Below are 23,533 nucleotides of genomic sequence, written 5' to 3'. Positions count from 1 at the left end.
AGGCAGGACTATGCGAGAAGTGGTAGTGGTGGCGGCTAAAAGGACGCCCATTGGTCGCCACCATGGGGTGCTGAAAGATGTACGGCCTGATGACTTAGCGGCCCTCGTACTGAAGGCGTTACTAGAACAAACGGGCCTTGATCCGCGCGAGGTGGACGACGTGCTGCTTGGCGCAGCTAACCAAGCCGGGGAAGACAATCGCAATGTGGCCCGGATGGCTTTGTTATTGGCAGGATTTCCTGTTGAGGTTCCGGGGGCCACCGTTAATCGTCTTTGCGGCAGTTCGCTCGAAGCAGTGAACCGCGGTTATCAAGCCATTTTTTCTGGGGAAGCAGATGTCATTATTGCGGGGGGCGTTGAATCTATGACGCGGGCCCCCTTCGTCCTGCCAAAATTTGATACGGCTTTTCCTGTGGGAAACCGAGAAATTTTTGATACCACAATTGGCTGGCGCATGGTCAATCCGCGTTTGGCCGCACAATACTATCCCTATTCAATGGGAGAAACGGCAGAGAATTTAGCGGAGCGCTTTGGCCTAACGCGCGAGGAGCAAGATGCGTGGGCGCTGCGGTCTCATCAACGTGCGGTTTTAGCGCAAACTGCGGGGCGATTTGCAGATGAACTTATCCCCGTTCCCATTGAAAATCCTAAAACCCATGAAGTGAAGTGGGTCACGCAAGATGAGCATCCCCGACCGGATACGTCGTTGGAAAAACTGGCTCAATTGAAACCGGCTTTTCGGCCAGGCGGGACGGTTACGGCTGGAAACTCATCAGGCATTAATGATGGAGCGGCAGCCGTGATGTTGATGGAGGAAAGTGTGGCCTTGCGGCACAATTTGGAACCCTTAGCCTATATTCGCGGGGGCGGTGTGGCGGGGGTCGATCCGGCAATTATGGGATATGGTCCCGTACCTGCTACGCAGCGGGCATTGCAGCGGCATGGGTGGACATTGGACGAAATTGAGCGTGTGGAACTCAATGAGGCCTTTGCAGCTCAAGTCTTAGCGGTATTACACGATTTACCATTTGACCGGGATATTGTCAATCCGGAAGGAGGGGCCATAGCCTTGGGTCACCCGCTAGGTGCATCCGGAGCTCGCATCCTTACGACCTTAATTTATGGGATGCGTCGCCAAGGCGCACGCCGGGGAGTGGCAACGATGTGCATTGGGGTTGGCCAAGGTATTACCACATTAGTGGAACGTCCTTAGAACCGTTGTGGTTTTGAGACTCACTTCCTATTTAAGCCAGCATCTTGAGGATCATGTCGGCGTAATGGTCTGCGATTTCGTGGACCATGAGCCGACCTTTTGGATCATACCACCGATGAAAGCCGTTTAAGGCCGAAAGAATAAACAATTTCGTGAGCCCAATATCGATGTCAGAGAACACGTGCTGCTGTTGTCCTTCTTCTAAAAGCTGAATCCAATATTGTTCATAGGTGCGGCGCAATTGGCGCACGGTCGCACGCCCCGTCTCGGAAAATGCCATATCCTCATCTAAATATACAGTGCTCCAAGCGCGAGATGACGCAATGACCCCTAAATGCGCATGGACGGCCGCTCGCATCTTGGCGGTGGGGCTTTCTTGCGATTGCACGATCGGGGCTAAAGCCTGGGCGAATTCATTAGCCGCCTGGCGGACGATTTCGATCAATAAGTCTTCCTTAGTGTCGATGTGCGCATATAGACTACCAGACAATACCCCCGCCCGTTCCGCAATGTCGCGGACTGTGGTCGCCTTAAATCCTTTGGTGCTAAATAATTCTGCGGCGGCTTGAACAATTTCGCTTTTCTTACTAGGCCGTGCCATAATACACTCCTCAATTCGCTAAATGCTCTTTCCTTTATCTTACGACATCGCGTCCGAAGGCGCGAGTCTGGATGGGGATCGAAGGCGTATGTGCCAGGGGCTTGGTATAATAAAGACGACGAAATAGGGGAGGTTTTGAATGTATAAATTTATTCATTGTTCCGATTTGCATTTAGACAGTCCTATGCGCGGGTTGACCATGCGAGAGGATGCGCCCACGGATGCGATACGGTCGGCCACGCGGCGAGCTCTTGAGAATTTGGTGTCTTTAAGTATTGCCGAAGCTGTGCGATTTGTCGTGATTGCGGGCGACATCTTTGATGGGGACTGGATAGATTACTCAACGGGCTTGTTTTTCAACGCTTGCATGGCGCAATTAACAGCCCAGAATATTGCCGTGTATATCCTCAATGGCAATCATGATGCGGCCAGTCAAATGAGTCGGAAGCTCGTGCCTCCTGACGGCGTGTACCGCTTTTCACATGACCGCCCCGAGACCTTTGTCATTGAGGACCTACAGGTCGCATTGCATGGTCAAGGATTTAAAAATCGTGCCGTCACCGAGAACCTGGTACCTGAATATCCGACCCCTGTGCGGGGATATTTCAACATTGGTGTGCTTCATACCTCCCTTGAAGGGCATGAGGGGCACGAGGCGTATGCACCGTGTACCGTACAGGACTTGGTGATGAAGGGATATGACTATTGGGCATTGGGGCACGTGCATAAGAGGCAGGTTATTCGGTCTGAGAATCCTACCATCGTGTATCCGGGAAATATCCAAGGGCGCCATATTCGCGAAACAGGAGACAAGGGGTGCACGGTGGTGACGGTTGATGGGTCCCATGTGTCGCTAGAACATCGCCCGCTAGATGTCTTGCGGTGGTCGTTATGCACGGTGAATTTGGAGAATGCGGCGCAGCCTCAAGATGTGGTGGACCGGTGCTTGACGACTTTTCAGCAAGAACTGGCGAATCATCCCGGCTATCCTTTGGCGGTACGGATTCGGTTGACCGGGACGACCTCTTTGCACGGTGCGTTGCTGGCGGAGTGGGACTATTATTATCATGAAATTCTTAACGCGGCGCAGCAAAGTGGTGTGGACCGGATCTGGGTCGAGAAGGTCCTCATTGACACTCAGCCCATGGCTGTGGAGCAGGTCTCTACAGCGTATCTTGATGCTTGGTCGGAACTCGATCGTCTTTTGCAAGCAGTTCAGATAGGCGACCCTTTTCTCGATGAATTTCTTAAGGATATGAAAGCAATCCAACGTCGCATGCCAGACTATAATAAGGATACAAATGCCTCCGAGGTCCGTCCGATGGACCTCCTCAGCCAAGCGCGGGATCTTCTTGAAGCCTTAATTGCGAAAGGAGGAGCCCTATGAGACTACGTTCCCTCCGTGTTCGTCAGGTATTACATTATGACGAATTTTCCTTAGAGTTCAATAACGAAGCCTCATTTCATGTATTTTATGGCCCGAATGAAACGGGCAAGTCCACGCTGCTTAGTGTCATTGTGGATTTGTTGTTTGGGGGGCCGATCCCCGAAGCGCTGCGGGCACACTATGACAGCCGCTCCCGGTTGCAAGGGATTGTCGAGCGCGGTGACGATGCTATCTATCACATTGAGCGAAAGAAACGATATAACCGTCTGGTGTTAAGTGACCCAAGTCACCCGGAACTCCCTGAAGATGTGTTGTGGCCATTTATAGGCGGATATCCACGCGATCGCTATATGATGCTGTTTGGGTTTGACCATGATCGCCTTCGCGCGGGCGGACAAAGTTTGCTCGAGTCCCAGGGAAATGTGGGGATCTCGTTGTTTGAGGCCGGTGGGGGCATCCAGTATTTAACCAAGATTCTCCAACAATTAAGCCAGCGCTCGGAACAACTGCTCGATCCGTCGTTTAACGCCAGATCCGCTAAGGAACTGAATAAACAATGGCGTGCGTTTACCGAAGCGCAAAAGCGGATTAGGCAGTATAGTCTGCGGGCCGAGGAATGGCACCGGGTCCGTGACGAGGTGGCCCAACACGAAGGCCATTTACAGCATTTACAGCAGCAGTGGCAAGAAGCTCAGGCCCAGTTGCATAAGGTGGAACGGCTCATTCGGGTTCGCCCTTTCCTGATCGAGTGGCAAGAGCATATAAAAGCCATGGCGGGTAAAGCAGTGCCGAAGACGTCTCCTGATGTCGAAGATTATATTCGTCAGCAATTCGAGGTGCTCGATACGACCCAATCCCGCTTATCCCAACTTCATGATGAATATCAGCGCCAACAAGAACGGATGGGGGAGATTATCCGAGATCCGGCGGTCTTAGCGGTGTTCGACCGAATTGATGCGTTAGGCGAGGGCTTGCAGCATTTTCTTAAATTGCGGGACCACACGTTGCCTGATGCACGCCGGAATCGACAGGTGCTGCAGACGGATTGTGAACAGCGGATTAAAAATTTGGCGCCGGGACTTTCGTGGACTGAACGCGAACAGTTGCGGCTGCCTATTGCCGTAGTGGACCGGGTTACGGAACTGATCAAAGGCCTCGCCGATGTGCGGGTTCGCTATGAGCATGAAAAGGCGCAGCATGATGATATTTTACGCGAACACCAATCTGTCCGAGACCAACTAAGTCACGTCGGGCCAGTGATCGATACCGCCGTTCTTAGCCAACTTATTCGAAAAATCCGAGAACGAGGAAATCTAAGTGAACAATTAGCCCTTCTTTCTCGTGACATCACAAAAAAAACCGTGGACCTCGAGCAAAAAGCGCATCAACAGGCGATATTTACGGGTCCTATCGATCAGCTGGCCACCTTGCCGATTCCTTTGCAAGACACCATGGACCGTTTTGCACAGCAATGGGCATACCTAGAACAAGAACTCGCGGATACGGCCAAGACGCTCCAGACGTTAAGTGCTCAATTGCAGGAAATCCAAAGGGATTTGGAGGCGTTGTCCTTGCAGGGGACTGTGCCGATCCTTCATGATTTGTGGGTTGCACGTGAACAGCGCGATATCTCGTGGGCGCAGATTAAACGCGTATGGCTCGAAGGCCAGGCGGATGAGGTGCCTAATCCGCATGCGTTGGCCGACGCATATGCCCGGCAAGTGGAGAATGCCGACCGTGTATCTGACGACTTGCGTTTAGATGCTGAACGTTCGGCACGTCGCGCGATGTTATTGCTGCAGCAAAGACAAACGCAAAAAGCCCTGCAAGATAGCCGGGAACACCAAGCCAATTTGGAAGAGCAGTTTTCTGCGCTGCGCACGCAATGGGCTTTGGAATGGACAGGCTCTGGGATTGTACCGCGCAATCCTGGGGCTATGAAAGAATGGCTCAGTATCTTTTATCGCCCCATGATCCAAATGGTCACAGAGCATCAACATATGGAGGAGGCACGTCAAGCGCTCCTAACGGAGATGGAGATGTGGCGCAAAGAGCTGGTCGAGACCTTAGACGAACTGCCTGACAGCGAGGTCGACACGAATCAACCGTTGAATGCTTTATTAACGCAGGCGGAGCGTTATGTTGAGCGGATGAACAAAATGGCGGCCGAGCGCTTGACGCTGGAGGACCAAGAGCATAAATTAGCTGACAAAATTGTGCAACGGCGCGAAACCATGGCCCGCTGGGAGCGGGAAGGTCAGATACTTAAAGACCAATGGCAGGAGATCGTATCACGCTTTCCTTCATTACCGCCGCGCCCTGAAGATGCAGCGCATTATACGGAACATTTGCGTGAGCTATTGCGGCAGTTAACCACGTTAGAAGGAATCGATACGCAGATTCGCTATGATGAGGAGCAATGTCAGGGCTTCAGCCAAGAAGCGAATGCTGTGGCGCAGATGTTAGGGGAGTCTTTAGCGTCGACGATTTCAGTGGAATCGTGGGTAAGAAGCGTCAGGCATCGACTCCAGATAGCTCGCGAACAAGAGCAATTGTGGCAAGTGAGTGCTCATGATGCGGGCATTTTGCGTGAGGAGATTGAGAAAGCGCAGGATGCTGTCTCACGGGTCGTGAATGACTTGACGCAATACGTATCCTTATGCGATGTGGCAGACCTCACGGCCTTGAGGGCTTATGTTGTAGCCGCCCAACAATTTCGCGAACTGGATACCAAAGGCCATAAGCTGGAACAGACGATTCGGCAAACGGCCGATGGAGTGCCTGTCGAACACTTGCTAGGAGCCTTAAAGGAAATGGGTGATGCCGATAAGCTCTTTGCCCAACAGCTACAGCTCAAGGATAGGAGCGAGCAGCTACAAGGGGATATAGAGCGTGTCAAAGAGCGATTGCAAGAGGTGAAAGGGCAGTTGGCCTCGCTGAGCGCTACCCAGGATGCTGCGGCAACAGCCGCTCAAGACGCGCAAAGGTATTGGGCGGAGGTCGATAAGGCATGGTCTGAGTATTTGCGAGTAGAATTGGCGAGACGCCTTTTAGCGCGGGCGGTCGAGCAATTCCGAGAACGTAATGAGTCAAGCATCTTACGGCGCGCAGAACACTTCTTTACGCGCATGACGCTGGGACAATATGAGGGACTGTTAATCGAATACGCTGAACAGACCCCATATTTATTGGCGGTGCATGCAAGTGGTCAACGCCGTGATATTCATCAACTGAGCGATGGGACACGAGACCAATTGTTTTTGTCCCTGCGCCTCGCCTTCGTGGAACAGCACCTCGAGGCATCCGAACCGTTGCCGCTGGTGATGGATGATATTTTAGTCCACTTTGACGATGAAAGGACGTGGGCAACCTTAGCGGTATTACAAGAACTCTCGCAAAAGACCCAAATTCTTTATTTTACGCACCATCAATCCGTGATTGAGCAGATCAGAACACTGCCACACCCAGACGGGATTGCTGTTTATGATCTCAAGGCCTGCATTGGCCAAACATCATAAGGCGTGTCTGGGGTGAGCAGGTGCGATGAAGAGGTGGGCTAAAGTCTCCCGCCTACAAGGGGGCAGGAGACTTTAGGGGGTCCAAGGCGATGTAGAGTCTTAAGGGATGGTTCTAATCAAGGTGTTGGAGATGAGAGGGCTGTTTCATTCATCATGAGGAAGCGAGGGGGGCAAAGACTCTTCGCTATTTTGTCGCTTGCGCCGGACCGGAGCCATCACTGCGAGCGCTAAGACCGTGCCGATTCCCAATTCGCCGATGCCCAAAAAGAAAGTGCCCGCTCGAAACGGGAAGAGGGCGAGGCTAATGGTGCCAAATCCTAGGATTCCCAACACGCTGCCTAGGGCAAAACGTATCATCTCTAATGAACGTCGGCAATTCTTAGGACTTTTCATGGGAATCCTCCATGGATGCATGGTGGCGGTAAAAGTCTTTCCATACAAGTTTGTACACGCCTAAAAACCACGGGAGGCGATTTAATCCGGGAATCCATGGCATTGCGGCCAGCAAGCACCAGACCACAAATCCGAGGCTCAACGCTATTGCATCGTTAGCGGGAGAATTGGCGACAAACGGCCATTGATAAATCCAGGTGGGGATGGTCATCCACCAAGCCCCTGGATACCCTGGCACCGCAGAGTGAATAATACCCCATTGGGTTCCTTTTAATTGCAAGGGCGCGGCCGCATTGTGAAGGGGCTGACCTTCAAGAAACAACACATAATTTTGGTTATCAAACCGGGTGACAACTTTGGGATTTCGGATGAGCGCGCCGGACAACAATCCACTTTCGCCAAGATGCAACATATCATTCATTAATGTCTGGACCGGCCCATAGTGACCTGGCGGAACAATGACTCGCCCGGCTTGCACCGTGGCGTGGTTTAAGGCGGCCTCGTAGCGATTAGCCCAGGCGATCTGTTGCGCACTTGAGGCGCGATCGAATCGATGTAACGCGGGGATGAAGGAGGGATTGACGGTTGCTGCCATGTTTAGCGGTTTAAGAATAAAATCTTGCTTGGCATTGAGCGGGTGCAAGATCCCAACCCATTTTTGTACGGCGGACTCGAGATTACCGGTGCCATGGTTGTATGGAGGACCATAACTTGCTATGCGTCCTTGCCCATTGAGGTCCCTTGTCGTCATCGCCTCAAACGCGACGGGATGTTCTCGCGCGTCTTGTTGTATGGTCAAGGGCGCTTTTTCCGGTACGCCAAAGAGGATCGCGAGAAGAAGAACGAGACCCGTAACAATGGCTAATGTTGTTATAAGATGTTTCATAAAATCTTCGGGGACGTATGTGTACTCAGTGACCATATCTGAAGGATGGGGATACTTCATGGTTCTGGGACCTCCTTTTTCGGCGCGGAGTGAGGAGAAGAGAGGGGATACGGCGGCACGACACCTTTTAAGCGCACGCGCGCAATATGACCAAAGATAAGGGCTCCTAGGGTGAGTGGTAGGACCACGACATGCATGCCAAACATCTGGCCCGCATTGGGAAGATTGACCCATGCTAGCCCCAAGGCATTGAGGCCGTCTTTAGCTTGCACGGCATTCCATTGCGAGTAGAAATCGCCATTAATCAAATAGCCGGTAAAGGCGGTGGGAATAGCGATTAAAAAGGCTAAAGCACCAAGCAACCAGGTCTCCCGCCGCCCCCCGCGCCACGCACCTGTAAAAAAGACACGCCAGAGATGGAGCATCATAAAAAAGAAAAACGCTTGCACGCCCCAAAAGTGAATAGCTGCTACAAAACGGTCGGCCGGATTATACGACCAGCTTGCCGGACCATTTGCGGCAAGAACAATCCCTGAAATGACGAGGACGACAAAGCTCGACGCGGTTAAAGAGCCCAGCATATACATAAAGCCTTGGGCATATTCGGGCATTGTCTCAGGGAGCCAAGTGTCTAGGGAAAGGATGTCTTTGAGCATATTACGCGAGGCAGTGGTCCAGTTGGCGATGACAGTCAACTCCTTTGGATCATGAATATTCGGCGAAGGGAATGAGGAAAGTGGCCGTCCTTATAAAGGGCCAGCCAGTTTATGTACATTTGAGTCAAGCCGTGCGAGACACCACCGCGCACCTGCTGTGAATGTACGTGACGGGCAATGGGTCGATGACCGTGACGGCTTGCGTTCGAGTGTTGTGTACTGACCACTATTCTTGCCTGAATTTGAGGTTCCATCGCACCTCTTTTCTAGAGTGAAGGTCTCATCGATTATTTTCCATAGCATCCTATCGAAACCCTACTTTATAACCATACTATACAATAGCTCCGAACGAAAATATTGTGTAATGTTTCAAACACATCCACTGAAACTGGAATGCGCCTTTCATTGTGCGGTTGCGCGGGGGGCCTTAGAACGTGAATCAGACGTAAGATAACTGGTCTCACGACTAAGATGCGGCTATTACACCGGTAGATTGCCCCGTAACACCATATAGGCTTTTTGAAAGAGAGACTTCGCCGCCCATGGCCAATGTCCTGCATGCACGATTTCTCGCGATCCTCCGTAATACACATCGCTTTGCACAAATAAGCCGCGCCCTCCGCCGGTTTCAAGAGCCCATAAAAGCTGGGGGCGGTAGGGCTGTGGCAAGGGACGATGATTTTGCACGGCGTGCCAGTGTTTAACAGCAATGTGTGCCTGGACCATGGCGCTATGTCCCATCTTGGGCCAGGAATGGCTGACAATATCCCCAACGGCGTAGATCTCTGGGTAGTGGGGATGATTGAGGTACGCATTGGTGGGAACCCATCCGAACCCATCGTCAAGGTCCGTCCCCCGCAAGTACTCTGATCCGATATAGGGCGGAATCCAGACGGTCGCGTCATAACGAATGCGCTGGGTTCTTAAAATGATTTCGCTAGCGGTCACTTGATGATATTGGGCTTCGGTCACGACACCAATGTGACGCCGAGCCAATTCTTGTTGAAGCCAATGTTGGGCTTTGGGGCCAGCGTTTTCGGCAATGGTCTTGGCCGGGGTAAGGACTGTTATTGTCGAATTGCCTCTCTGGTTTTGTTGGCGAAGATGGGTATCCCACAAGAAGGCAGCTTCGAGGAGCGGACACTCGCATCCCACCGTGATGGGAGGTGTCCAAGCGGGATTGCTGTCAATGCCGCCCGCGGCAAATACGATGCGACGGGGAATCTGGTGCGTTAACGTTGATGCCAATTGGCGTGCCAAGTAGTCTTCACATATTCCGCCGCAACTGGGCTCAAGTCCTTTGATAGTATCCCAACCTGGTCGGCTTCCCGTTGCGATGAAAAGAACGGTGTAAGGGACTGGTGGGTGGTTCGCGGTATGAATCAGATGTCTGACAGGATCTATGCCTGTGACGACATCATGGACAAACGTGATCGCATGACGTTTTCGGTAGGCCGTGAGGGGAATCTGGACTGACGACATCACTTTGTTAGGAGGATTGTTGACAGCGTGCACGAGTCCAGGTCGATAGACCGTATCGCGCCATTGGTCAATGACCACGATGGCCAATTGTCCGGGACGATAGAGTCGCCGCAGCCAAGTGCTCACGGCCAATCCTCCAAATCGGGATCCCAAAATCACTGCCTGTTCGGTGCGGCCCACGAATCCATCATCCTTGCTGTTGGGTTCATGGGCGTATTGTGTGTCTCTAGGCGATACTCTATGCGGATTGCCGTTACTTAGGCCTCTATCAATAAAACACAACACTTTGGCTGCAAGGGTCCACTTTCAGGGGCGACACCATGATGCGGTCTTGGGGCCGATCCTGGCGATTATCTCAGAGTGGGCGGAAATGGGCGACATGCTAGTCACCTTTTCGACGTGCTCCCATATTATTCCTATAACAACAGGGATGGAACGGAGGACTCGTCATGGGAGATGGATCAGAATCTGTAGAAGTGCGTGTAGCTCGGCTTGAGGAGCGGACGGAGAATCTTGAGAAGTGGATACAGGTCTTGCAGGCGGATATTAAAGAAACCCAACTGCTCATTGCCGCCTTAGATCAAAAGCTTGACCGGGCCATTGAATTGAGTCAACGCAGTGTACCGACGTGGGTCACCTATATCTTTTGGCTACTGTTTTCCTTATTAGGTGTCATGTTAGGAGGGCGCGTGAAGTTTTAGCAGCCTCTCTATGCATTCCCTTTGTCTCACGGCTCTTGATGGGGGACGACAGGAAGGGACAAATACCCCTACATTAAAGGATGGTTTCAACCGGCTATCTTATTCTATAGTGGGGTGTGAACAATTTATGTTTAAAAAGAACTAATGCAAAAGCGCTATGGATTGATTCGGCCTGACCGATGGAGGATGCACAATGACTCTAATGACATGGGCTTATTTATTGTTTCTAGCCACTTCTACGGGAGGCGGGGTTCTTTTCTTTGCGTACGTATTGCCAGGGCGCAGGTTTCCATTAATTGCGCTGGTGGGTCACCTCATTTTAGCAACTATTACGATGGTTTTGCTCTTGTTCGCCTTTCGCCACAATGGGTCGTCCGTTTACCATATTCTAGGCTGGACGGTATTCGTGTATATTCTCACGTTCCTGTTGGGCATTATTTTCTTCATGGCATTTGACATGCGCGGTCGGCGATTACCGCTGCGTTATTTAACTCTTCATGTGTCTTTGACCATTGTGACGTTTGTGCTATTTACCAGTGCTGTCTCTTTGCGCATTCCCTATGGAAATCCTCAAGGAATACTCAAGACAGGCAGTCAAAGCAGTTTATGGCAGTTAATCCATCGGCACAATAGCCAGCATCATTATCCCGCTTTACCTCCTAAAGGTCTTTAATGATTGGACTCCCAATGAGGTCCACGACGTCCTGCGCAGGGGATTTCGTGGACTTTTTTTGCATTAAGAGATCAGAATTGACCATTTCCATTGAATTGAGGAAATATTCGTGGTAACATTTGTACCGTAGTTAAATAAAGTTTAAGACAATTATGGGGTGAGGCCGTGTTGCCGCTATATATGGTGGGCGAGGTTGATTGGCTCACCACCCAAGCCTTATATCATGCGTTGCCGACGATGCATGAAGAAGGAATCGTTCTATGCTGGCCGCGCGATCCTTATGTATCCATCGGTTGTCATCAGGATTGGCAAGAATTTGACGCCCGTGCTGGGCTTCCTGTGGTAAGGCGGCATGTAGGAGGTACGCTAGTTTATTTAGATCAGCACCAAATTTTTTTTCAAGTTATTGTCAATGCATCCCACCACGTTGCAAAAAAGTCCCCGCAGCAATGGTACCAATATGCCTTAGCGCCTGTTGTGTCGTATTTGCAGACCATGGGATTTGCTGCGATGTTCAAGAGCCCTGCCGATATTCTCATCAATAACCGAAAAATTTCTGGGAATGCAGGGGGTCAAATTGAAGATAGTGTCGTTATTGTAGGGAATATTTTGTTGCGCTTTGACCCCGAAATGATGGTCAAAGTGCGAGCGGGCTCCTCTATCTTCAAACACTCCTTTGCGGATGCGCTGGCCCGGCATCTTACCACCCTGGAAGAGCTCAGCGGGCGCGAGTGGCAACCGGAGACCGTGATGAGGGATTTGGCAACCTCTTTCCATCGGCATTGGGACACCGTGCTGCGCGAGGTTCCTTGGGACCGCTGGAACCCGGTGGTTGCGCAAGTGGGACGCAGTCTACTTCAACCGCGGTGGCTTTACGCACCGGGAATGCGGCCACGTTACCATCAAATCAAAGTGCGGGAAGGGGTGTATTTGCGGCAACCCCGTGAAGATGCCTGGTTTCCTGATATTGTGGCGGAAGTGGATACGGAGCGGCAACTATGTTTGCAGATTTGGAACCTGCCGTTTGAGGTGCCCCTGCCGTTGCCGTACGCGCAAATTGGCGATTACATAGGGGATCCTCATTTACAAGAAGTATTGCTAAGTCTTATGGACCGTTCGACGTCTTCGTCCTTATTACCGTAAAGGTCTCTCCCTTGCGGTGTGTCGATATGATCTGAAAAATCTTTGTGAGGGGTGGGTAAGTATGGCCATCGAACCGATTCATCGGTGGAAAGTGGTGCCGGGTAGGTTGTACGATAGGCATCATCAGTGGGTGCTTCAAGAGGATGTACTTATTACGGTGGGAGTCACGGATTATACCCAAGATACTGCGGGCGATATTCTTTATGCGGCACTGCCGGAGCCCGGAACCGTTCTCGTCGAAGGCATGCCTTTTGGTAGTATCGAGTCGGGCAAGTGGGTGGGGCAGTTATATGCACCTTTTGACGGGGTTGTGATTGTTGCCAATGCTTTAGTGCAAGACGATCCGCAAATACTGAATCGTGATCCGTATGGACAAGGATGGTTAATTAAGGCTAAGGCGACGACGTCCTTGGAGAACTTGTTATCAGCGGACGCGTACAGCGCGTGGCTATCCCAGCAGGATGTGTTGTGATGGACACGTGGCGGATGTTGGATTTAGGGCCGTTGCCTGCATGGAAGCAGATGGCATTGGATAAAGTGGTTATTGAAGCGCGTGCGCGCGATAGCGTGCCCAACACCTTGCGGTTTATGGAATTTTATCCACCTACAGCGTTAATTGGATATCACCAGAGTGTGGATTTGGAAATAAATAGAAGTCAAGCCGAGCGATTGGGGGTGGAAATCAATCGACGCATTACGGGCGGCGGAGCAATTTATATGGATGCCCAACAACTCGGATGGGAGATATGTATGAAGGTAGGTGCGTCTCAGCGCATTCGTCCAGAATCGCTCTATCCACAGCTCGCGCAAGTGGTCGTGGAGGCGTTGGGTTCATGGGGCATTAAGGCGCACTTTCGTCCTGTCAATGATGTGGAAGTCGATGGGCGTAAAATTTCCGGAACCGGTGGGGTTGATTATTATGGCACCGTGATCTACCAAGGGACACTATTACTGGACTTTGATGTCAAGACCATGCTGGAGGTTTTGCGGCTTCCTGTTGAAAAACTTTCAGACAAAAGTGTCACATCTTTTGCGCAGCGATTAGTAACGATGCGCGAGTTGCTTGGGCAGTCGCCTCCAATGGATGAGGTCAAAGAGCGAGTGCAAGCGGCTTTGATGCATGTCCTAGGAGTCCGTTTAGTTCCCTCCTCGTTAACAGACTTTGAAGCGGATGCATGGCAGCAATCGGCCGAAACCTACCGTATGCCGCAGTGGATTGACCGTCGCAAGCCGCCTCAACCGGATGCCAACTATCCGCTTGAAAATCTGACGTATAAAGCCTCTGGTGGTCTTCTCCGTTTAACCGTGCAAACCAACATGGCGATGACTCACATTAAAACCATTTTTATTACGGGAGATTTTTTTGTCTATCCCGAACGCGCTGTCTTGGATTTAGAAGCGGCCTTGAAAGATGCCCCATTAGAGATCCATGCCTTGCAAAGCATCGTGAAGCAACATTACCGCACAGGCTATCAATATCTAGGAGTCAAAGAGGAAGACTGGATTGCCGCATTGTCTCCTCTTTGCCTCAATCGCCGGGAGGGATCGCTATGAACGATGACGCATATCGCCACCAAATTGAGCTGCGTCCCCAACCACACGTTGCCCATGAGAGTCCGACTCATGTGATGACGTCGTTGGCTGGGGCCATTACATTAGGTTTCGAAAAGGGAAAGTTCGCTCGGCCAGAAACGGTGTTAAGGGGTCTTAATATTTTAATGACCTATCAAGAAAATTGTGTCGCGAACTGCTCTTATTGTGGGATGTCTCGGGAGCGCAGGGTGCCGCGTGAAGACGCCACCTTTATCCGGGTCAAGTGGCCCATTGTGGCAGTTGACGATCTCATAGAGCGCAGTGTTCAAGTGCCCCATCAAATGCGCCGATTGTGCGTCGGTATGTTGGCAAATCATCAGTCGTTTGACCATTCGTTGCAGATTATCCGGCAATTTCATGAGCGTACCCCGTTGTTGATTTCTGGGCTTATCACGGCGTCCTTAATCAAGAAGCGCGATGATTTGCAAAAAATCCGCGACGCGGGGGCTGATCGAGTCGATATTGCTATTGATGCCGCGACCCCTGCGCTCTTTGAGAAGCATCGGGGCCGACCTGTCAAAGGGCCTCATCGATGGGAGCATTTTTGGTGGGTAACAGAGGAGGCCACGAAAGTATTCGAACCGGGCACTGTGGGAATTCATTTAGTGGCGGGGTTAGGAGAAACAGAACAAGAACTGCTGGAGGCCTGTCAAAAAGCTCAAGATATGAATGTTGTCACGCATTTATTCTCGTTTAATCCGGAACCGTCAACACTGTTAGGGGATTATCCGCAACCGTCAATGGGTCATTATCGTCGATGCCAACTTGGACGTTACCTTGTCAATGAGTTGGGAGTATCTGTCCATCAGTTTCGTTTCAATGCGCAAGGGCAGGTTATCGACTTTGGCGTAGACCTTGATGTGCTTGCGCGAATTATTGAATCAGGGCAACCGTTTATGACGTCGGGATGTCCCGATGAACAAGGAGAAACCGCATGCAATCGGCCTTATGGTAACGGCCGCCCCAGTGAAAAAATTCGCAACTTCGCCTTTCAGCCGGGACCGCAAGATATCCAAGACATTCGCGCGCAATTATGGACGGATTGGGCCGGGGAGGACATATATCAGGAGGTGGGGCATGAACTGGAGCGATAGACCGCTAGAGGAGCTTATCACCAGGGCGGGGATGCTATCGCAGAATTACTTTGCCCGGTCGTTGACCGTTTCGGCGCCGAGTCAGAAACACTATGATACGGGGATCTATCAAAATCACCGTACTGCTTTTGCGTCCATGAGCGTCACGGGCAATCATTGTGCACTGCAATGTGACCACTGTGGCACAAAAGTCCTCGAAGGGATGACGGTTGCGAATAGTCTTAAGCGCTTTCGTGACGCGGCGGATACCTTAGTTGCCAACGGGACGGATGGGGTTTTGATTAGCGGAGGATGTTTAGAAGACGGGTCGGTGCCTTTAGAACGGTTTGTAGAGGATATTGCGCGTCTTAAAGACCGAGGGCTTACCGTTTTAGTTCACACCGGATTGGTAAAACGTTCGGTCGCTCACGCTTTGAAGATGGCGGGTGTGGACCAAATTCTTTTAGACATTATTGGTGCCGACGAAACCATTCACCGGGTGTATCATCTCGACAAGACGACCCGAGATTACCGTGAGTCACTGGCGATCTTGCGAGAAGAGGGTTTAAATGCAGTGCCGCATGTCGTGGTTGGATTGCACTTTGGTGCGTTGCTGGGAGAATTTAATGCGTTGGAAATGATCCGTGATGAACGCTGCCAACAACTGGTCATTGTGGCGTTAATGCCGTTGCCGGGGACTCCCATGGCAGGGGCTGCACGGGTTTCAGCCGAGGATGTCGCGCGTGTAATTGCGGCGGCTCGGATTATGATGCCGTCCACGCCTATTTCGTTGGGGTGTGCAAGGCCGCCTGGTCCAGACAAATTGGCTATGGAAGCATACGCGATTGACTGCGGCGTGCAAAGTATTGCCTACCCCTTGGCCGGGACCATTCGCTATGCGGAAGCTAAAGGGTATACCATTCACTACAACGAGAAATGTTGTTCGCTGCTCGCTTAATACATTGGTCCATTATAAACGTCCTTAACGACTCCCCGGTTTCTGACGCGTCGCTACGCGAGAGACCGGGATTTTTCTTGGGACGGTAGGGAGGGATGCCTGTAAATCCCAAGGGTCGCCGATAATCCAAAGGAAGGATCTTGCATTTGATATCCATCGGCTTGCGCTCTCGAACACCTCATTCAAATGAACTCGTGCCTTCGAGGGGTACGTAGTCAGGGGACAAAGTCACCCTGTTTTTAGGATTGTCGCAGATAGCCTTTTTTATTAATTTAAGCATTGGCAATACAAATGCACCCACTTTTAAAGAACTAGTTCTATGGGATCGCGTTTTTCGGGCAAACGCTTTATGTCTGGCGTTTGTCGCAATGTCTGTGAGGAGGTGGCACGGTGGATAACAAAAGTCCATTAGAGACAGAATTGCCTGAAGAATCTACGTGGAGTCGGCGCCAATTTCTGTGGGGTATGGGAGGCGTTGCGGCGGCGGGAGCCGTCACATTGTTTGGTCGGCAGGCGCTTGTTAGCGCGGCTCGAGGGGTCTTTGGGTCTCCGGTGGACTCTGGCAATCTTAACTTTTACGCCTATGACTATTATTACATTCCCAATTATATGACGTGGCGTGTTGGGGATTATATGCGCGTGACGTTCCAAAATCAAAGTCATACGCACTGGCACGAATGGACCATTGGTCGCCATCTTAATGAAGCATATTTCCAAGCCTTTGGGGAAATGGATGCGGATGCGTGGCAGACGGATTTTTGGGATGGTGTCCCTGTCACCTTGAGTAACCCATATAACATTGACAACTTCGTCCCCAACAAAGCCATTGTCACTTACGAGGGTCCCAAATATCTCTATAACATTGCGAGCGGCGGGGACTTTAGTCCCACATTGAAGCCGGGAGGAAGTTTGACATTATCGTTTCAGGTTCCCAATAAACCGGGCTTGTGGGATTTTGGATGCTTTGTTCAGCAGTACATTCACTACCGGACCGGTATGCGCGGCAAACTGATGATTTTGCCAGCCTAAGGGGTGATGGCGGAAGGGAGAAGGGTGTCTGTGGATGTTTTAGGGTTTGGCATTGTGTGGGTCGTTCTCTCCATTCTCGGAGAAATGGGCGTGCGGGTCATTATTCACAATGACCCGATGTACTATACCGCTTCCAATATTGGACTCATGGTCGAAAGTGCAATGGATTTTCTGATTGTGGTGCTCGTTCCGATTTTCATTTTCGTTGGGCTCACGCTCGTGTGGTCGATGATTCGATTTACGGTGAAACGCGGAGAAACCCCAACGTTACCGGAAAAATTTGCCCGCAGTAACAAATGGTTTGTAGGAAGCTGGGTCATTGGCAGTATAGGCATCAATTTATTGTTCTTCCTGCATCCTACGGCGTCCGCGACCGAACAATTCTTTGCGATGGAAAATCCGCAAGCGGCCGCCAACAAACAAGCCATTATCGTAGACGTCACCGCGCGCCAGTGGGAATGGATTTTTAGCTACCCGCAGTACGGGCTGACGCAGACCTTGGATGCCAATGGTCAAGATCAATTGGAATTGCCGGTGGGACGGTCGGTGAAATTTGTGTTGCGCTCGTATGACCCGTATCACACCTACGACCAATATGTGGATGTGATTCATAGTTTTTGGGTGCCGTCTTGGGGTATTAAAGAGGACGTCATTCCAGGTGAGGCGCGTTCCATTTATATTACGCCCACCAAGATCACCTCGTTCGCGCAAAACCCGATGTCTCGCGTACAGTGCGCCGAAGTCTGCGGCCCCGGACACCCATGGATGGAAGCGCCGTTAAATGTTGTATCGTCGAGCCAGTTTGCTAAATGGATTCAGTACGAGAAAAAGCTGCAAAGTGGTCTGGGTTAATGATAACGGAGGCTAAGCGTAAAGCGATGGCTGAAGCAAGGAGGGAATTTTAATGGCACAAACCACTATGGTGCCGGCCGCCACTCGTGCACCCAAGGCGGGGAAACGCAATGTCATGCCGCCCGTCTTAAGGGGCTTTTTGTGGGCCGCTATTGGCTTTGTGGTCGTTAACACGTTTGTTGACATTGTCGACCCGTTCCGCGGCCATCCGTTTGTGACGGGCCCGTCAGCAACATTTGGATGGGTTGCAGCGGTGATTGGATGGCTATTGGGCGTAGGAGTCTGGGAATCGGTGGCGTTGCCCTTATTTGGATATAAGGACCGTTGGCACGAAAAGTCTACGGGATGGCGGCGCTATTTCGAATATAGTACCGACCATAAGGTTATTGGGTTGCAATATCTTGGATCAGCTATGGGGGGATTCCTCATCGCCGGCGCTGTGGCTATGTTGATGAGGATTCAGCTTATGAGCGACCACCTGACAATTTTCCACTATCCGAGCAATTACCTTACCGCGGTTGGTATTCACGGAACGATTATGATGTTTTCCGTGGCCAACGTGGCTCTTCTCGGTGGGTTCGGCAATTACATGGTGCCCATGATGATTGGGTCTCGGAGCACTGCCTTCCCCAAATTGTCCGGCATTAGCGTCTGGTTAGTACCGGCGGGAATTCTTACGGTACTATTCAGTCCATTGTTAGGGGCTTGGACGACAGGGTGGCGTGGGTATGAGCCGTTGGCCAGTCAGGATGCTAATGGGATTCTATACTACTACCTTGGTGTCGCAGCGCTGACAATGTCTACATTCATCGTCGGACTCAACATGGTGACCACCGTGATGTTCCGCCGGGCCCAGGGAATGACATGGAGTCGATTGCCCTTATTTGCGTGGGGACAGCTCACCGTGGGATTGCTCGTGCTCATATGGATTCCGGAAATTCAGACGACGTTCGTCCTCGCGTTGCTGGAAAAACTGGTGCCGTTTAATTTCTTTGCTGCTACGGGCAGTGTAATGAGTTATCTCGAGTTGTTTTGGCTGTTTGGTCATCCTGAGGTCTATATGATTGCGGTGCCGGCGTTCGCGTTGTGGAATGAAATTATTCCCGTGATGTCGCAGAAGTCGCTGTTTGCCCGCGACTGGGCTGTTATCGGATTGGTTTTCGTAATGATGCTGAGTGGCTTGGTCTGGGCGCACCACATGTTTACGAATATCCGCAACAGTGAACTTTTGCCCTTCTCCTTCTTCACGGAAATGATATCGATTCCCACGGGGTTTGCCTACATGGCGGCGATTGGGACCATGTGGAAGGGAAAAATTCGCCTGACGACGCCCATGCTCTTGATTTTGATGAGTATGTTCAACTTCCTTATCGGCGGATTGACAGGGGTTTTGTTGGCTGACCCCATGGTCAACTTGCAGTTGCATGATACGTTTTATGTTGTAGGACACTTCCATTACACCGTGATTGGCAGTTTAGTCTTTACAGGCTTAGCCGGTGTGTACTATTGGCTGCCTAAAATGTCGGGGCGGATGTACAACGAGTTTTGGGGTAAGTTCTTGTCGATTGTGTTGTTCCTCACCTTCAACCTGACCTTTAGCCAGTTCTTCCTGTTGGGACTGCATGGGATGAACCGGTGGGTGCCTGCTTATCCTCAGTATTTGCAACCGATGAATTTTGAAGTCTCGATTTTCGCGTTCTTCCTTGGCGCTTCGTTCCTCGGTCACTTCATTCACATCTTCTGGGCATGGGCTAAAGGCGCTAAAGCCACGGAAAACCCATGGAATGCGCGGACCCCGGAATGGTTTACGACGTCGCCGCCGCCTCGTTACAACTTCCCCGTCGAGCCGGAAATCGTGTCGAGTCTATACATTTATGGGTCCAAGCAGCCAGTGTCGGTGCAATTCCCCGCAGAGCAGGAGTTGGCTGCGACTAAAGATCCTCAAGATGAAGGAGGGCCTCACGAATGACGAACCAACCTGTGAGCATGGGTTCTGCGCCGCGCAAAGGGCGGCCGGATTCGAGTCGTCGGATGGGGCGCTTTGGAATGTTCATGTTCATTGCCAGTCAATTGGTGCCCATTATCGTGTTAATCGATGTACGCTACCTCTTTGTGGGAAGCTACGTCTCCTCCTCCGCAGACCAACCGGTTGCCCTTTTAGTGGCGGTTCTCATGGCCGTAAGTGGGATTATGGCGTGGACCGTTCGGGGATCGGCGATTCGCGGGGTGGACCAAGTCGCCCGGGTGAAATGGATGGTGCTGTTGGGGGCTGGGGCGTTACTGGGCGTGCTGTACCAATGGTCTGTGCGGTATCTGTCGCCTGGTACACGTTATGGCGAGGTGTTCTTCACCATGACGGGATTTGCCGTGTTTTATCTCGTTGTGGGCCTTATCGCATTGCTTTCATATATCTCGCGGGTGCGGTTTGTGGCGTCCGCCGATGATGGGTATTGGCATATGGAGGCTGTGTCATTATTGTGGGCAGGAATTTCAGTGATTTGGCTTGTGGTATACATTGTGCTCTATCTGCTGTAACGAAAGAGAAGGGAGGACGAAGTCATGGGTAACAACTTTTGGCCCCACTTGCCCTTGCGGATTCCCTACAGCATTGGGATGGCCCACTGGTGGGATCCGATGTGGTGGATCTTTCAAATTGTGGTGATGACGGTATTATTGATTACCTTGCGCAAGGTCGCGATGGACATCGACCGGGAACGCGCAGAAAAACGTTCGTCTAACGCCAACCGTTAGCTTTGAGTGACAAGAACAGTGGCATTCGCTGTGCCACTGTTCTTAAATTACCAACACGATACCGAAATGGGAGACGAGACGGTGGACGAAGAACGGAAGATGCCAAAACAGCGCTGGGACGCACACCGTGTCACAAGCGCCCTCCACGAACGGCAGGCCAAAGGGTTGTCGATGGCATCAGAGCGGGTGCGTATTGAAGACAGCGCCTTATGGGCAGCCGCTCGCCGCTATTATAAAAGTTGGGCGAAAGCGCTTGAGGCTAGTGGCATTGCGGAGGAATTAGGCCACAAAGGGCCTAAGGAGGAGCGGTGGTCCCGTGAACGCATCATCGCTGAAATCCAATCCTATGCCGAACGTGGGGAACCGCTCTATGCTCATCACATGCGATCTCAAAACAACAAACTGGTTTCTGCCGCGACCTATTATTTTGGATCGTGGAGCCGGGCCCTCGAGGCAGCCGGATTCAACGCCGAGGCCGTCCGGGCGTCCATACCGTGGTCGGCGGAACGTGTTCAGACCTTGCTTCAGGATGCGTATGCGTCGGGCGCCGACCTCCGTGATAGTTCGGCGAGGTTTTGGAACCGTGCGCTTTACCGTGCCGCGTGTGACCATTTTGGATCATGGAGTCGTGCTGTGGAACTGGCAACGGGATCTCAAGCGGTGCGGGCAGAGCGGTGGACGAAAGAACGGGTGTTGGCGTTGCTTCGCAACTATTTGAGTCATGGGTTTACGGTGAAAGAAACGTTAGCGTATCATCCACGTTTGTCTCAAGCGATTGCTGATACCTTTGGCGATTGGGAAAATGTTGCTAGGGAATTTGGTCCCACGCCCGACTGGGACCATAATCAGGTGAGCGTGAGGTTGCGCCGATTCCGTGAAGCTAGAGGGTGGTCGCAGGCGGATTTAGCCGAGGCTATTCGCTGGCCGTTGTTTCTAGTAGAATCTTATGAGAGCGGACTGGTTCCCGTGCCGTGGGCGGCGGTATGGGCGTGGGCAAAGGCAACCTCGCACCGCAGTGAAGCCATTCGGTGGGCTAAACGTGGCTTAGGATTGTCTTTTCGTCGGCGGTTATCGGCATCCAAGGCTGTCAAGAAGGATGTAACTACCGCCAGTAACTCGCCGTGTTTTGTTGTAGGCCAAAACGGCCATATTCAATTTTGGAGCGAGTCGCTTAGTCAATTAACTGGGTTATCGCGAGAACGTGTCGAGGGTCAATTATGTGCCGACATTGTGCGAACGTCGCGCATAGATGGCACACCGTATTGTGGAAGTCCTTGCCCCGTGCGTAAAGAGGGGTTGGGGACGTCCGCTCCGGTGCTGGTCATGTCCGGGCCAGAGACTAAGGCGCCTGTGCGGTTCCATATGGCTATCGATGGACATTCTGGCGCGATTACGCATTGGGTGGAACCCACGCGCTATCAAGATATTAGGGGATAGGTGGGAGGACGTCATATGTGGAGCAATGTTCCGACGTTTCTCGTCGGGAGTGATTGGCGCATTATGGATATGGATCCTCAAGTGGCCGAATGGATTGGCAAGCCCGCGCATGCCACGATTGGGCAATTTTGCTATGAAGCTATTGATGCACAAAACTTGGACGGCTCGCCTTTTTGTCGTCCAGAGTGTCCTTTATTGACGGCATTTAAGGAACACAGAGCCGTTGATGCTGTGGTACGTCTGGGGCCTCAATCGCGAAAGGATTTGCGGGTAGGGGTACACTATGCCATTTTCGATGATCCGCTCCGGATCTTGCATAGCGTTGTGCCGCTAGAATCAGAGGGCTCATTTCACAGTGTTTTGACTCGCCGTCAATATGATATTATTGAGAAACTTGCGCGTGGATTGTCCCATGGGGAGATCGCACAACAATGCCATGTGGCACCTAGTACAATTGAAACGCATTTGAAGCGAATGCGGTCGATGTTGAGTTGCCACTCGGATCGTGAATTAATTGCGTGGTATCGGGAACATCATTAGGTGTGAAGGTTATTCGTTGCGAGCTGTTGGAGAAGAGGATGCACTGGCTGCTATTTGGGCGAGTGCTTCTTGTTCGGTGCGGACACCAAGAATTTCCCGCACACGTTTGATGTGCGTATTCACCGTGCTGAGCTGGATATGAAGTTCCTTGGCGATGGCAGCCCGTGAATATCCTTGGGAACGCAGGGCAAAAATGGCCTGTTGACGAGGAGTTAGGTGCCATGTCGGGGAGACGACCTGGTCGGAGAGTGTGAGCCAGTGTACAATAACCGGCGGAGTATCCAACATAGTGACACGCAATTCTGCAATTCGGTGACCTGTGTACCGAGTGGGAACTAAGATGTTCGACGGGACGGTGCCCGTTGTCAGCAAGGTACAAGAGGCCTGGCAAAACACACTGCCATCGAGATTGGCGCCTCGTATCACGTCATAGCAGCGTCGACCCAAGACGGCTTCTTCCGAGAGGCCCGTCATTTGACTGATCGCAGGGTTCCAATGCTCAATGGCTAAATCGTTATTAACAATAAAGCAGGCTCCATTGCTCCACATGTTTGCGTGCACCTCACAGGGTAAGACTCTTTTGCATTATCTCGTAGACGAGGCTTGAAGTTGTGGCTGAAATCATTACACGGAAGTATAGTCGGATT

23 protein-coding genes are annotated in these 23,533 nt (G+C 51.6%); 17 read left to right on the top strand and 6 right to left on the bottom strand.

Features of this window, described 5'->3' with window-relative positions; translation table 11 throughout:
• The first annotated feature begins 10 nt into the window (after window positions 1–10).
• The gene (locus CO251_RS05460) at window positions 11–1,213 is read left to right on the top strand and encodes a thiolase family protein (protein WP_103374795.1); all 1,203 of its coding nucleotides are present in this window, start codon (window positions 11–13) and stop codon (window positions 1,211–1,213) included.
• A gap of 31 nt (window positions 1,214–1,244) precedes the next feature.
• On the opposite strand, the gene CO251_RS05455 is transcribed toward CO251_RS05460, so the two are convergent.
• Window positions 1,245–1,814 carry a TetR/AcrR family transcriptional regulator gene (locus tag CO251_RS05455; RefSeq protein WP_103374794.1) on the bottom strand — a complete coding sequence of 190 codons (570 nt, stop codon included), beginning with the start codon at window positions 1,812–1,814 and terminating at the stop codon, window positions 1,245–1,247.
• A 139-nt stretch (window positions 1,815–1,953) separates the two neighbouring features.
• On the opposite strand from CO251_RS05455, the gene CO251_RS05450 reads away from it, so the two are divergent.
• Together CO251_RS05450 and CO251_RS05445 are read left to right on the top strand one after the other, a co-directional pair.
• Window positions 1,954–3,201: a DNA repair exonuclease gene (locus CO251_RS05450; RefSeq protein WP_103374793.1), complete on the top strand. Its 1,248-nt coding sequence runs from the start codon at window positions 1,954–1,956 to the stop codon at window positions 3,199–3,201.
• On the top strand, window positions 3,198–6,719 hold the full coding sequence (locus CO251_RS05445; protein WP_103374792.1) for an AAA family ATPase: 3,522 nt from the start codon (window positions 3,198–3,200) through the stop codon (window positions 6,717–6,719). Before CO251_RS05450 ends, CO251_RS05445 begins: the two co-directional genes overlap by 4 nt.
• Window positions 6,720–6,863: 144 nt before the next feature.
• Here CO251_RS05445 and CO251_RS05440 read toward each other — a convergent pair whose 3' ends face one another.
• The 4 genes from CO251_RS05440 to CO251_RS05425 form a co-directional block, all read right to left on the bottom strand.
• Window positions 6,864–7,112, bottom strand: coding sequence for a hypothetical protein (locus tag CO251_RS05440; RefSeq protein ID WP_103374791.1), 249 nt, complete (start codon window positions 7,110–7,112; stop codon window positions 6,864–6,866).
• Complete coding sequence (locus CO251_RS05435; protein ID WP_103374790.1) at window positions 7,099–8,058, bottom strand: cytochrome B6; 960 nt, start codon at window positions 8,056–8,058, stop codon at window positions 7,099–7,101. Before CO251_RS05435 ends, CO251_RS05440 begins: the two co-directional genes overlap by 14 nt.
• Complete coding sequence (locus CO251_RS05430) at window positions 8,055–8,693, bottom strand: cytochrome b N-terminal domain-containing protein (protein ID WP_103374789.1); 639 nt, start codon at window positions 8,691–8,693, stop codon at window positions 8,055–8,057. The genes CO251_RS05435 and CO251_RS05430 overlap by 4 nt, the downstream gene beginning before the upstream one ends.
• A gap of 441 nt (window positions 8,694–9,134) precedes the next feature.
• A complete protein-coding gene (locus tag CO251_RS05425) occupies window positions 9,135–10,316 on the bottom strand; it encodes an NAD(P)/FAD-dependent oxidoreductase (RefSeq protein WP_103374788.1) in 1,182 nt (393 codons plus the stop codon).
• A gap of 269 nt (window positions 10,317–10,585) precedes the next feature.
• Here CO251_RS05425 and CO251_RS05420 point away from each other — a divergent pair, with 269 nt between their 5' ends.
• The 14 genes from CO251_RS05420 (at window position 10,586) to CO251_RS05355 (ending at window position 22,886) form a co-directional block, all read left to right on the top strand.
• Window positions 10,586–10,837 carry a hypothetical protein gene (locus tag CO251_RS05420; RefSeq protein WP_103374787.1) on the top strand — a complete coding sequence of 84 codons (252 nt, stop codon included), beginning with the start codon at window positions 10,586–10,588 and terminating at the stop codon, window positions 10,835–10,837.
• 193 nt (window positions 10,838–11,030) lie between these two features.
• Window positions 11,031–11,510 carry a hypothetical protein gene (locus CO251_RS05415; RefSeq protein WP_103374786.1) on the top strand — a complete coding sequence of 160 codons (480 nt, stop codon included), beginning with the start codon at window positions 11,031–11,033 and terminating at the stop codon, window positions 11,508–11,510.
• Between the two features lie 165 nt (window positions 11,511–11,675).
• A complete protein-coding gene (locus tag CO251_RS05410) occupies window positions 11,676–12,653 on the top strand; it encodes a lipoate--protein ligase family protein (protein WP_103374785.1) in 978 nt (325 codons plus the stop codon).
• Between the two features lie 61 nt (window positions 12,654–12,714).
• Window positions 12,715–13,125 (top strand): glycine cleavage system protein H, encoded by a 411-nt coding sequence (locus CO251_RS05405; protein WP_103374784.1) that lies wholly within the window; start codon window positions 12,715–12,717, stop codon window positions 13,123–13,125.
• On the top strand, window positions 13,125–14,207 hold the full coding sequence (locus tag CO251_RS05400) for a lipoate--protein ligase family protein (protein WP_103374783.1): 1,083 nt from the start codon (window positions 13,125–13,127) through the stop codon (window positions 14,205–14,207). The genes CO251_RS05405 and CO251_RS05400 overlap by 1 nt, the downstream gene beginning before the upstream one ends.
• The gene (locus CO251_RS05395; protein WP_103374782.1) at window positions 14,204–15,340 is read left to right on the top strand and encodes a radical SAM protein; all 1,137 of its coding nucleotides are present in this window, start codon (window positions 14,204–14,206) and stop codon (window positions 15,338–15,340) included. The genes CO251_RS05400 and CO251_RS05395 overlap by 4 nt, the downstream gene beginning before the upstream one ends.
• Entirely contained in the window at window positions 15,324–16,277 is a 954-nt protein-coding gene (locus CO251_RS05390) for a radical SAM protein (protein ID WP_103374781.1), read from the top strand. Before CO251_RS05395 ends, CO251_RS05390 begins: the two co-directional genes overlap by 17 nt.
• Window positions 16,278–16,667: 390 nt before the next feature.
• Entirely contained in the window at window positions 16,668–17,306 is a 639-nt protein-coding gene (locus CO251_RS05385) for a hypothetical protein (protein WP_103374780.1), read from the top strand.
• Between the two features lie 24 nt (window positions 17,307–17,330).
• Window positions 17,331–18,158: a cytochrome c oxidase subunit II gene (locus CO251_RS05380; protein WP_242968334.1), complete on the top strand. Its 828-nt coding sequence runs from the start codon at window positions 17,331–17,333 to the stop codon at window positions 18,156–18,158.
• A gap of 52 nt (window positions 18,159–18,210) precedes the next feature.
• On the top strand, window positions 18,211–20,127 hold the full coding sequence (locus tag CO251_RS05375; protein WP_103374778.1) for a cbb3-type cytochrome c oxidase subunit I: 1,917 nt from the start codon (window positions 18,211–18,213) through the stop codon (window positions 20,125–20,127).
• Window positions 20,124–20,693 carry a hypothetical protein gene (locus CO251_RS05370; protein ID WP_103374777.1) on the top strand — a complete coding sequence of 190 codons (570 nt, stop codon included), beginning with the start codon at window positions 20,124–20,126 and terminating at the stop codon, window positions 20,691–20,693. Before CO251_RS05375 ends, CO251_RS05370 begins: the two co-directional genes overlap by 4 nt.
• Window positions 20,694–20,717: 24 nt before the next feature.
• Complete coding sequence (locus tag CO251_RS05365) at window positions 20,718–20,909, top strand: hypothetical protein (protein ID WP_103374776.1); 192 nt, start codon at window positions 20,718–20,720, stop codon at window positions 20,907–20,909.
• Window positions 20,910–20,990: 81 nt separating this feature from the next.
• Window positions 20,991–22,346, top strand: coding sequence for a homing endonuclease associated repeat-containing protein (locus tag CO251_RS05360; RefSeq protein WP_158246197.1), 1,356 nt, complete (start codon window positions 20,991–20,993; stop codon window positions 22,344–22,346).
• A gap of 15 nt (window positions 22,347–22,361) precedes the next feature.
• A complete protein-coding gene (locus CO251_RS05355) occupies window positions 22,362–22,886 on the top strand; it encodes a response regulator transcription factor (RefSeq protein ID WP_103374774.1) in 525 nt (174 codons plus the stop codon).
• 9 nt (window positions 22,887–22,895) lie between these two features.
• On the opposite strand, the gene CO251_RS05350 is transcribed toward CO251_RS05355, so the two are convergent.
• Window positions 22,896–23,435 carry a sigma factor-like helix-turn-helix DNA-binding protein gene (locus tag CO251_RS05350; protein WP_103374773.1) on the bottom strand — a complete coding sequence of 180 codons (540 nt, stop codon included), beginning with the start codon at window positions 23,433–23,435 and terminating at the stop codon, window positions 22,896–22,898.
• Window positions 23,436–23,533 lie beyond the last annotated feature (98 nt).

This window comes from Sulfobacillus sp. hq2 (assembly GCF_002903155.1).
GTDB lineage: Bacteria > Bacillota > Sulfobacillia > Sulfobacillales > Sulfobacillaceae > Sulfobacillus > Sulfobacillus thermotolerans.
Note: the sequence above shows the minus strand (reverse complement) of the source record. Positions and strands in the feature narration are given on the sequence as shown.

Excerpts from the sequence above, each read along its gene's own strand:
- CO251_RS05440 (WP_103374791.1), bottom strand. The coding sequence starts at position 7,112 with ATGAAAAGTCCTAAGAATTGCCGACGTTCATTAGAGATGATACGTTTT.
- CO251_RS05445 (WP_103374792.1), top strand. The coding sequence starts at position 3,198 with ATGAGACTACGTTCCCTCCGTGTTCGTCAGGTATTACATTATGACGAA.
- CO251_RS05365 (WP_103374776.1), top strand. The coding sequence starts at position 20,718 with ATGGGTAACAACTTTTGGCCCCACTTGCCCTTGCGGATTCCCTACAGC.
- CO251_RS05370 (WP_103374777.1), top strand. The coding sequence starts at position 20,124 with ATGACGAACCAACCTGTGAGCATGGGTTCTGCGCCGCGCAAAGGGCGG.
- CO251_RS05455 (WP_103374794.1), bottom strand. The coding sequence starts at position 1,814 with ATGGCACGGCCTAGTAAGAAAAGCGAAATTGTTCAAGCCGCCGCAGAA.
- CO251_RS05420 (WP_103374787.1), top strand. The coding sequence starts at position 10,586 with ATGGGAGATGGATCAGAATCTGTAGAAGTGCGTGTAGCTCGGCTTGAG.
- CO251_RS05405 (WP_103374784.1), top strand. The coding sequence starts at position 12,715 with ATGGCCATCGAACCGATTCATCGGTGGAAAGTGGTGCCGGGTAGGTTG.
- CO251_RS05450 (WP_103374793.1), top strand. The coding sequence starts at position 1,954 with ATGTATAAATTTATTCATTGTTCCGATTTGCATTTAGACAGTCCTATG.
- CO251_RS05400 (WP_103374783.1), top strand. The coding sequence starts at position 13,125 with ATGGACACGTGGCGGATGTTGGATTTAGGGCCGTTGCCTGCATGGAAG.
- CO251_RS05415 (WP_103374786.1), top strand. The coding sequence starts at position 11,031 with ATGACTCTAATGACATGGGCTTATTTATTGTTTCTAGCCACTTCTACG.
- CO251_RS05375 (WP_103374778.1), top strand. The coding sequence starts at position 18,211 with ATGGCACAAACCACTATGGTGCCGGCCGCCACTCGTGCACCCAAGGCG.
- CO251_RS05435 (WP_103374790.1), bottom strand. The coding sequence starts at position 8,058 with ATGAAGTATCCCCATCCTTCAGATATGGTCACTGAGTACACATACGTC.
- CO251_RS05460 (WP_103374795.1), top strand. The coding sequence starts at position 11 with ATGCGAGAAGTGGTAGTGGTGGCGGCTAAAAGGACGCCCATTGGTCGC.
- CO251_RS05395 (WP_103374782.1), top strand. The coding sequence starts at position 14,204 with ATGAACGATGACGCATATCGCCACCAAATTGAGCTGCGTCCCCAACCA.
- CO251_RS05350 (WP_103374773.1), bottom strand. The coding sequence starts at position 23,435 with ATGTGGAGCAATGGAGCCTGCTTTATTGTTAATAACGATTTAGCCATT.
- CO251_RS05355 (WP_103374774.1), top strand. The coding sequence starts at position 22,362 with ATGTGGAGCAATGTTCCGACGTTTCTCGTCGGGAGTGATTGGCGCATT.
- CO251_RS05390 (WP_103374781.1), top strand. The coding sequence starts at position 15,324 with ATGAACTGGAGCGATAGACCGCTAGAGGAGCTTATCACCAGGGCGGGG.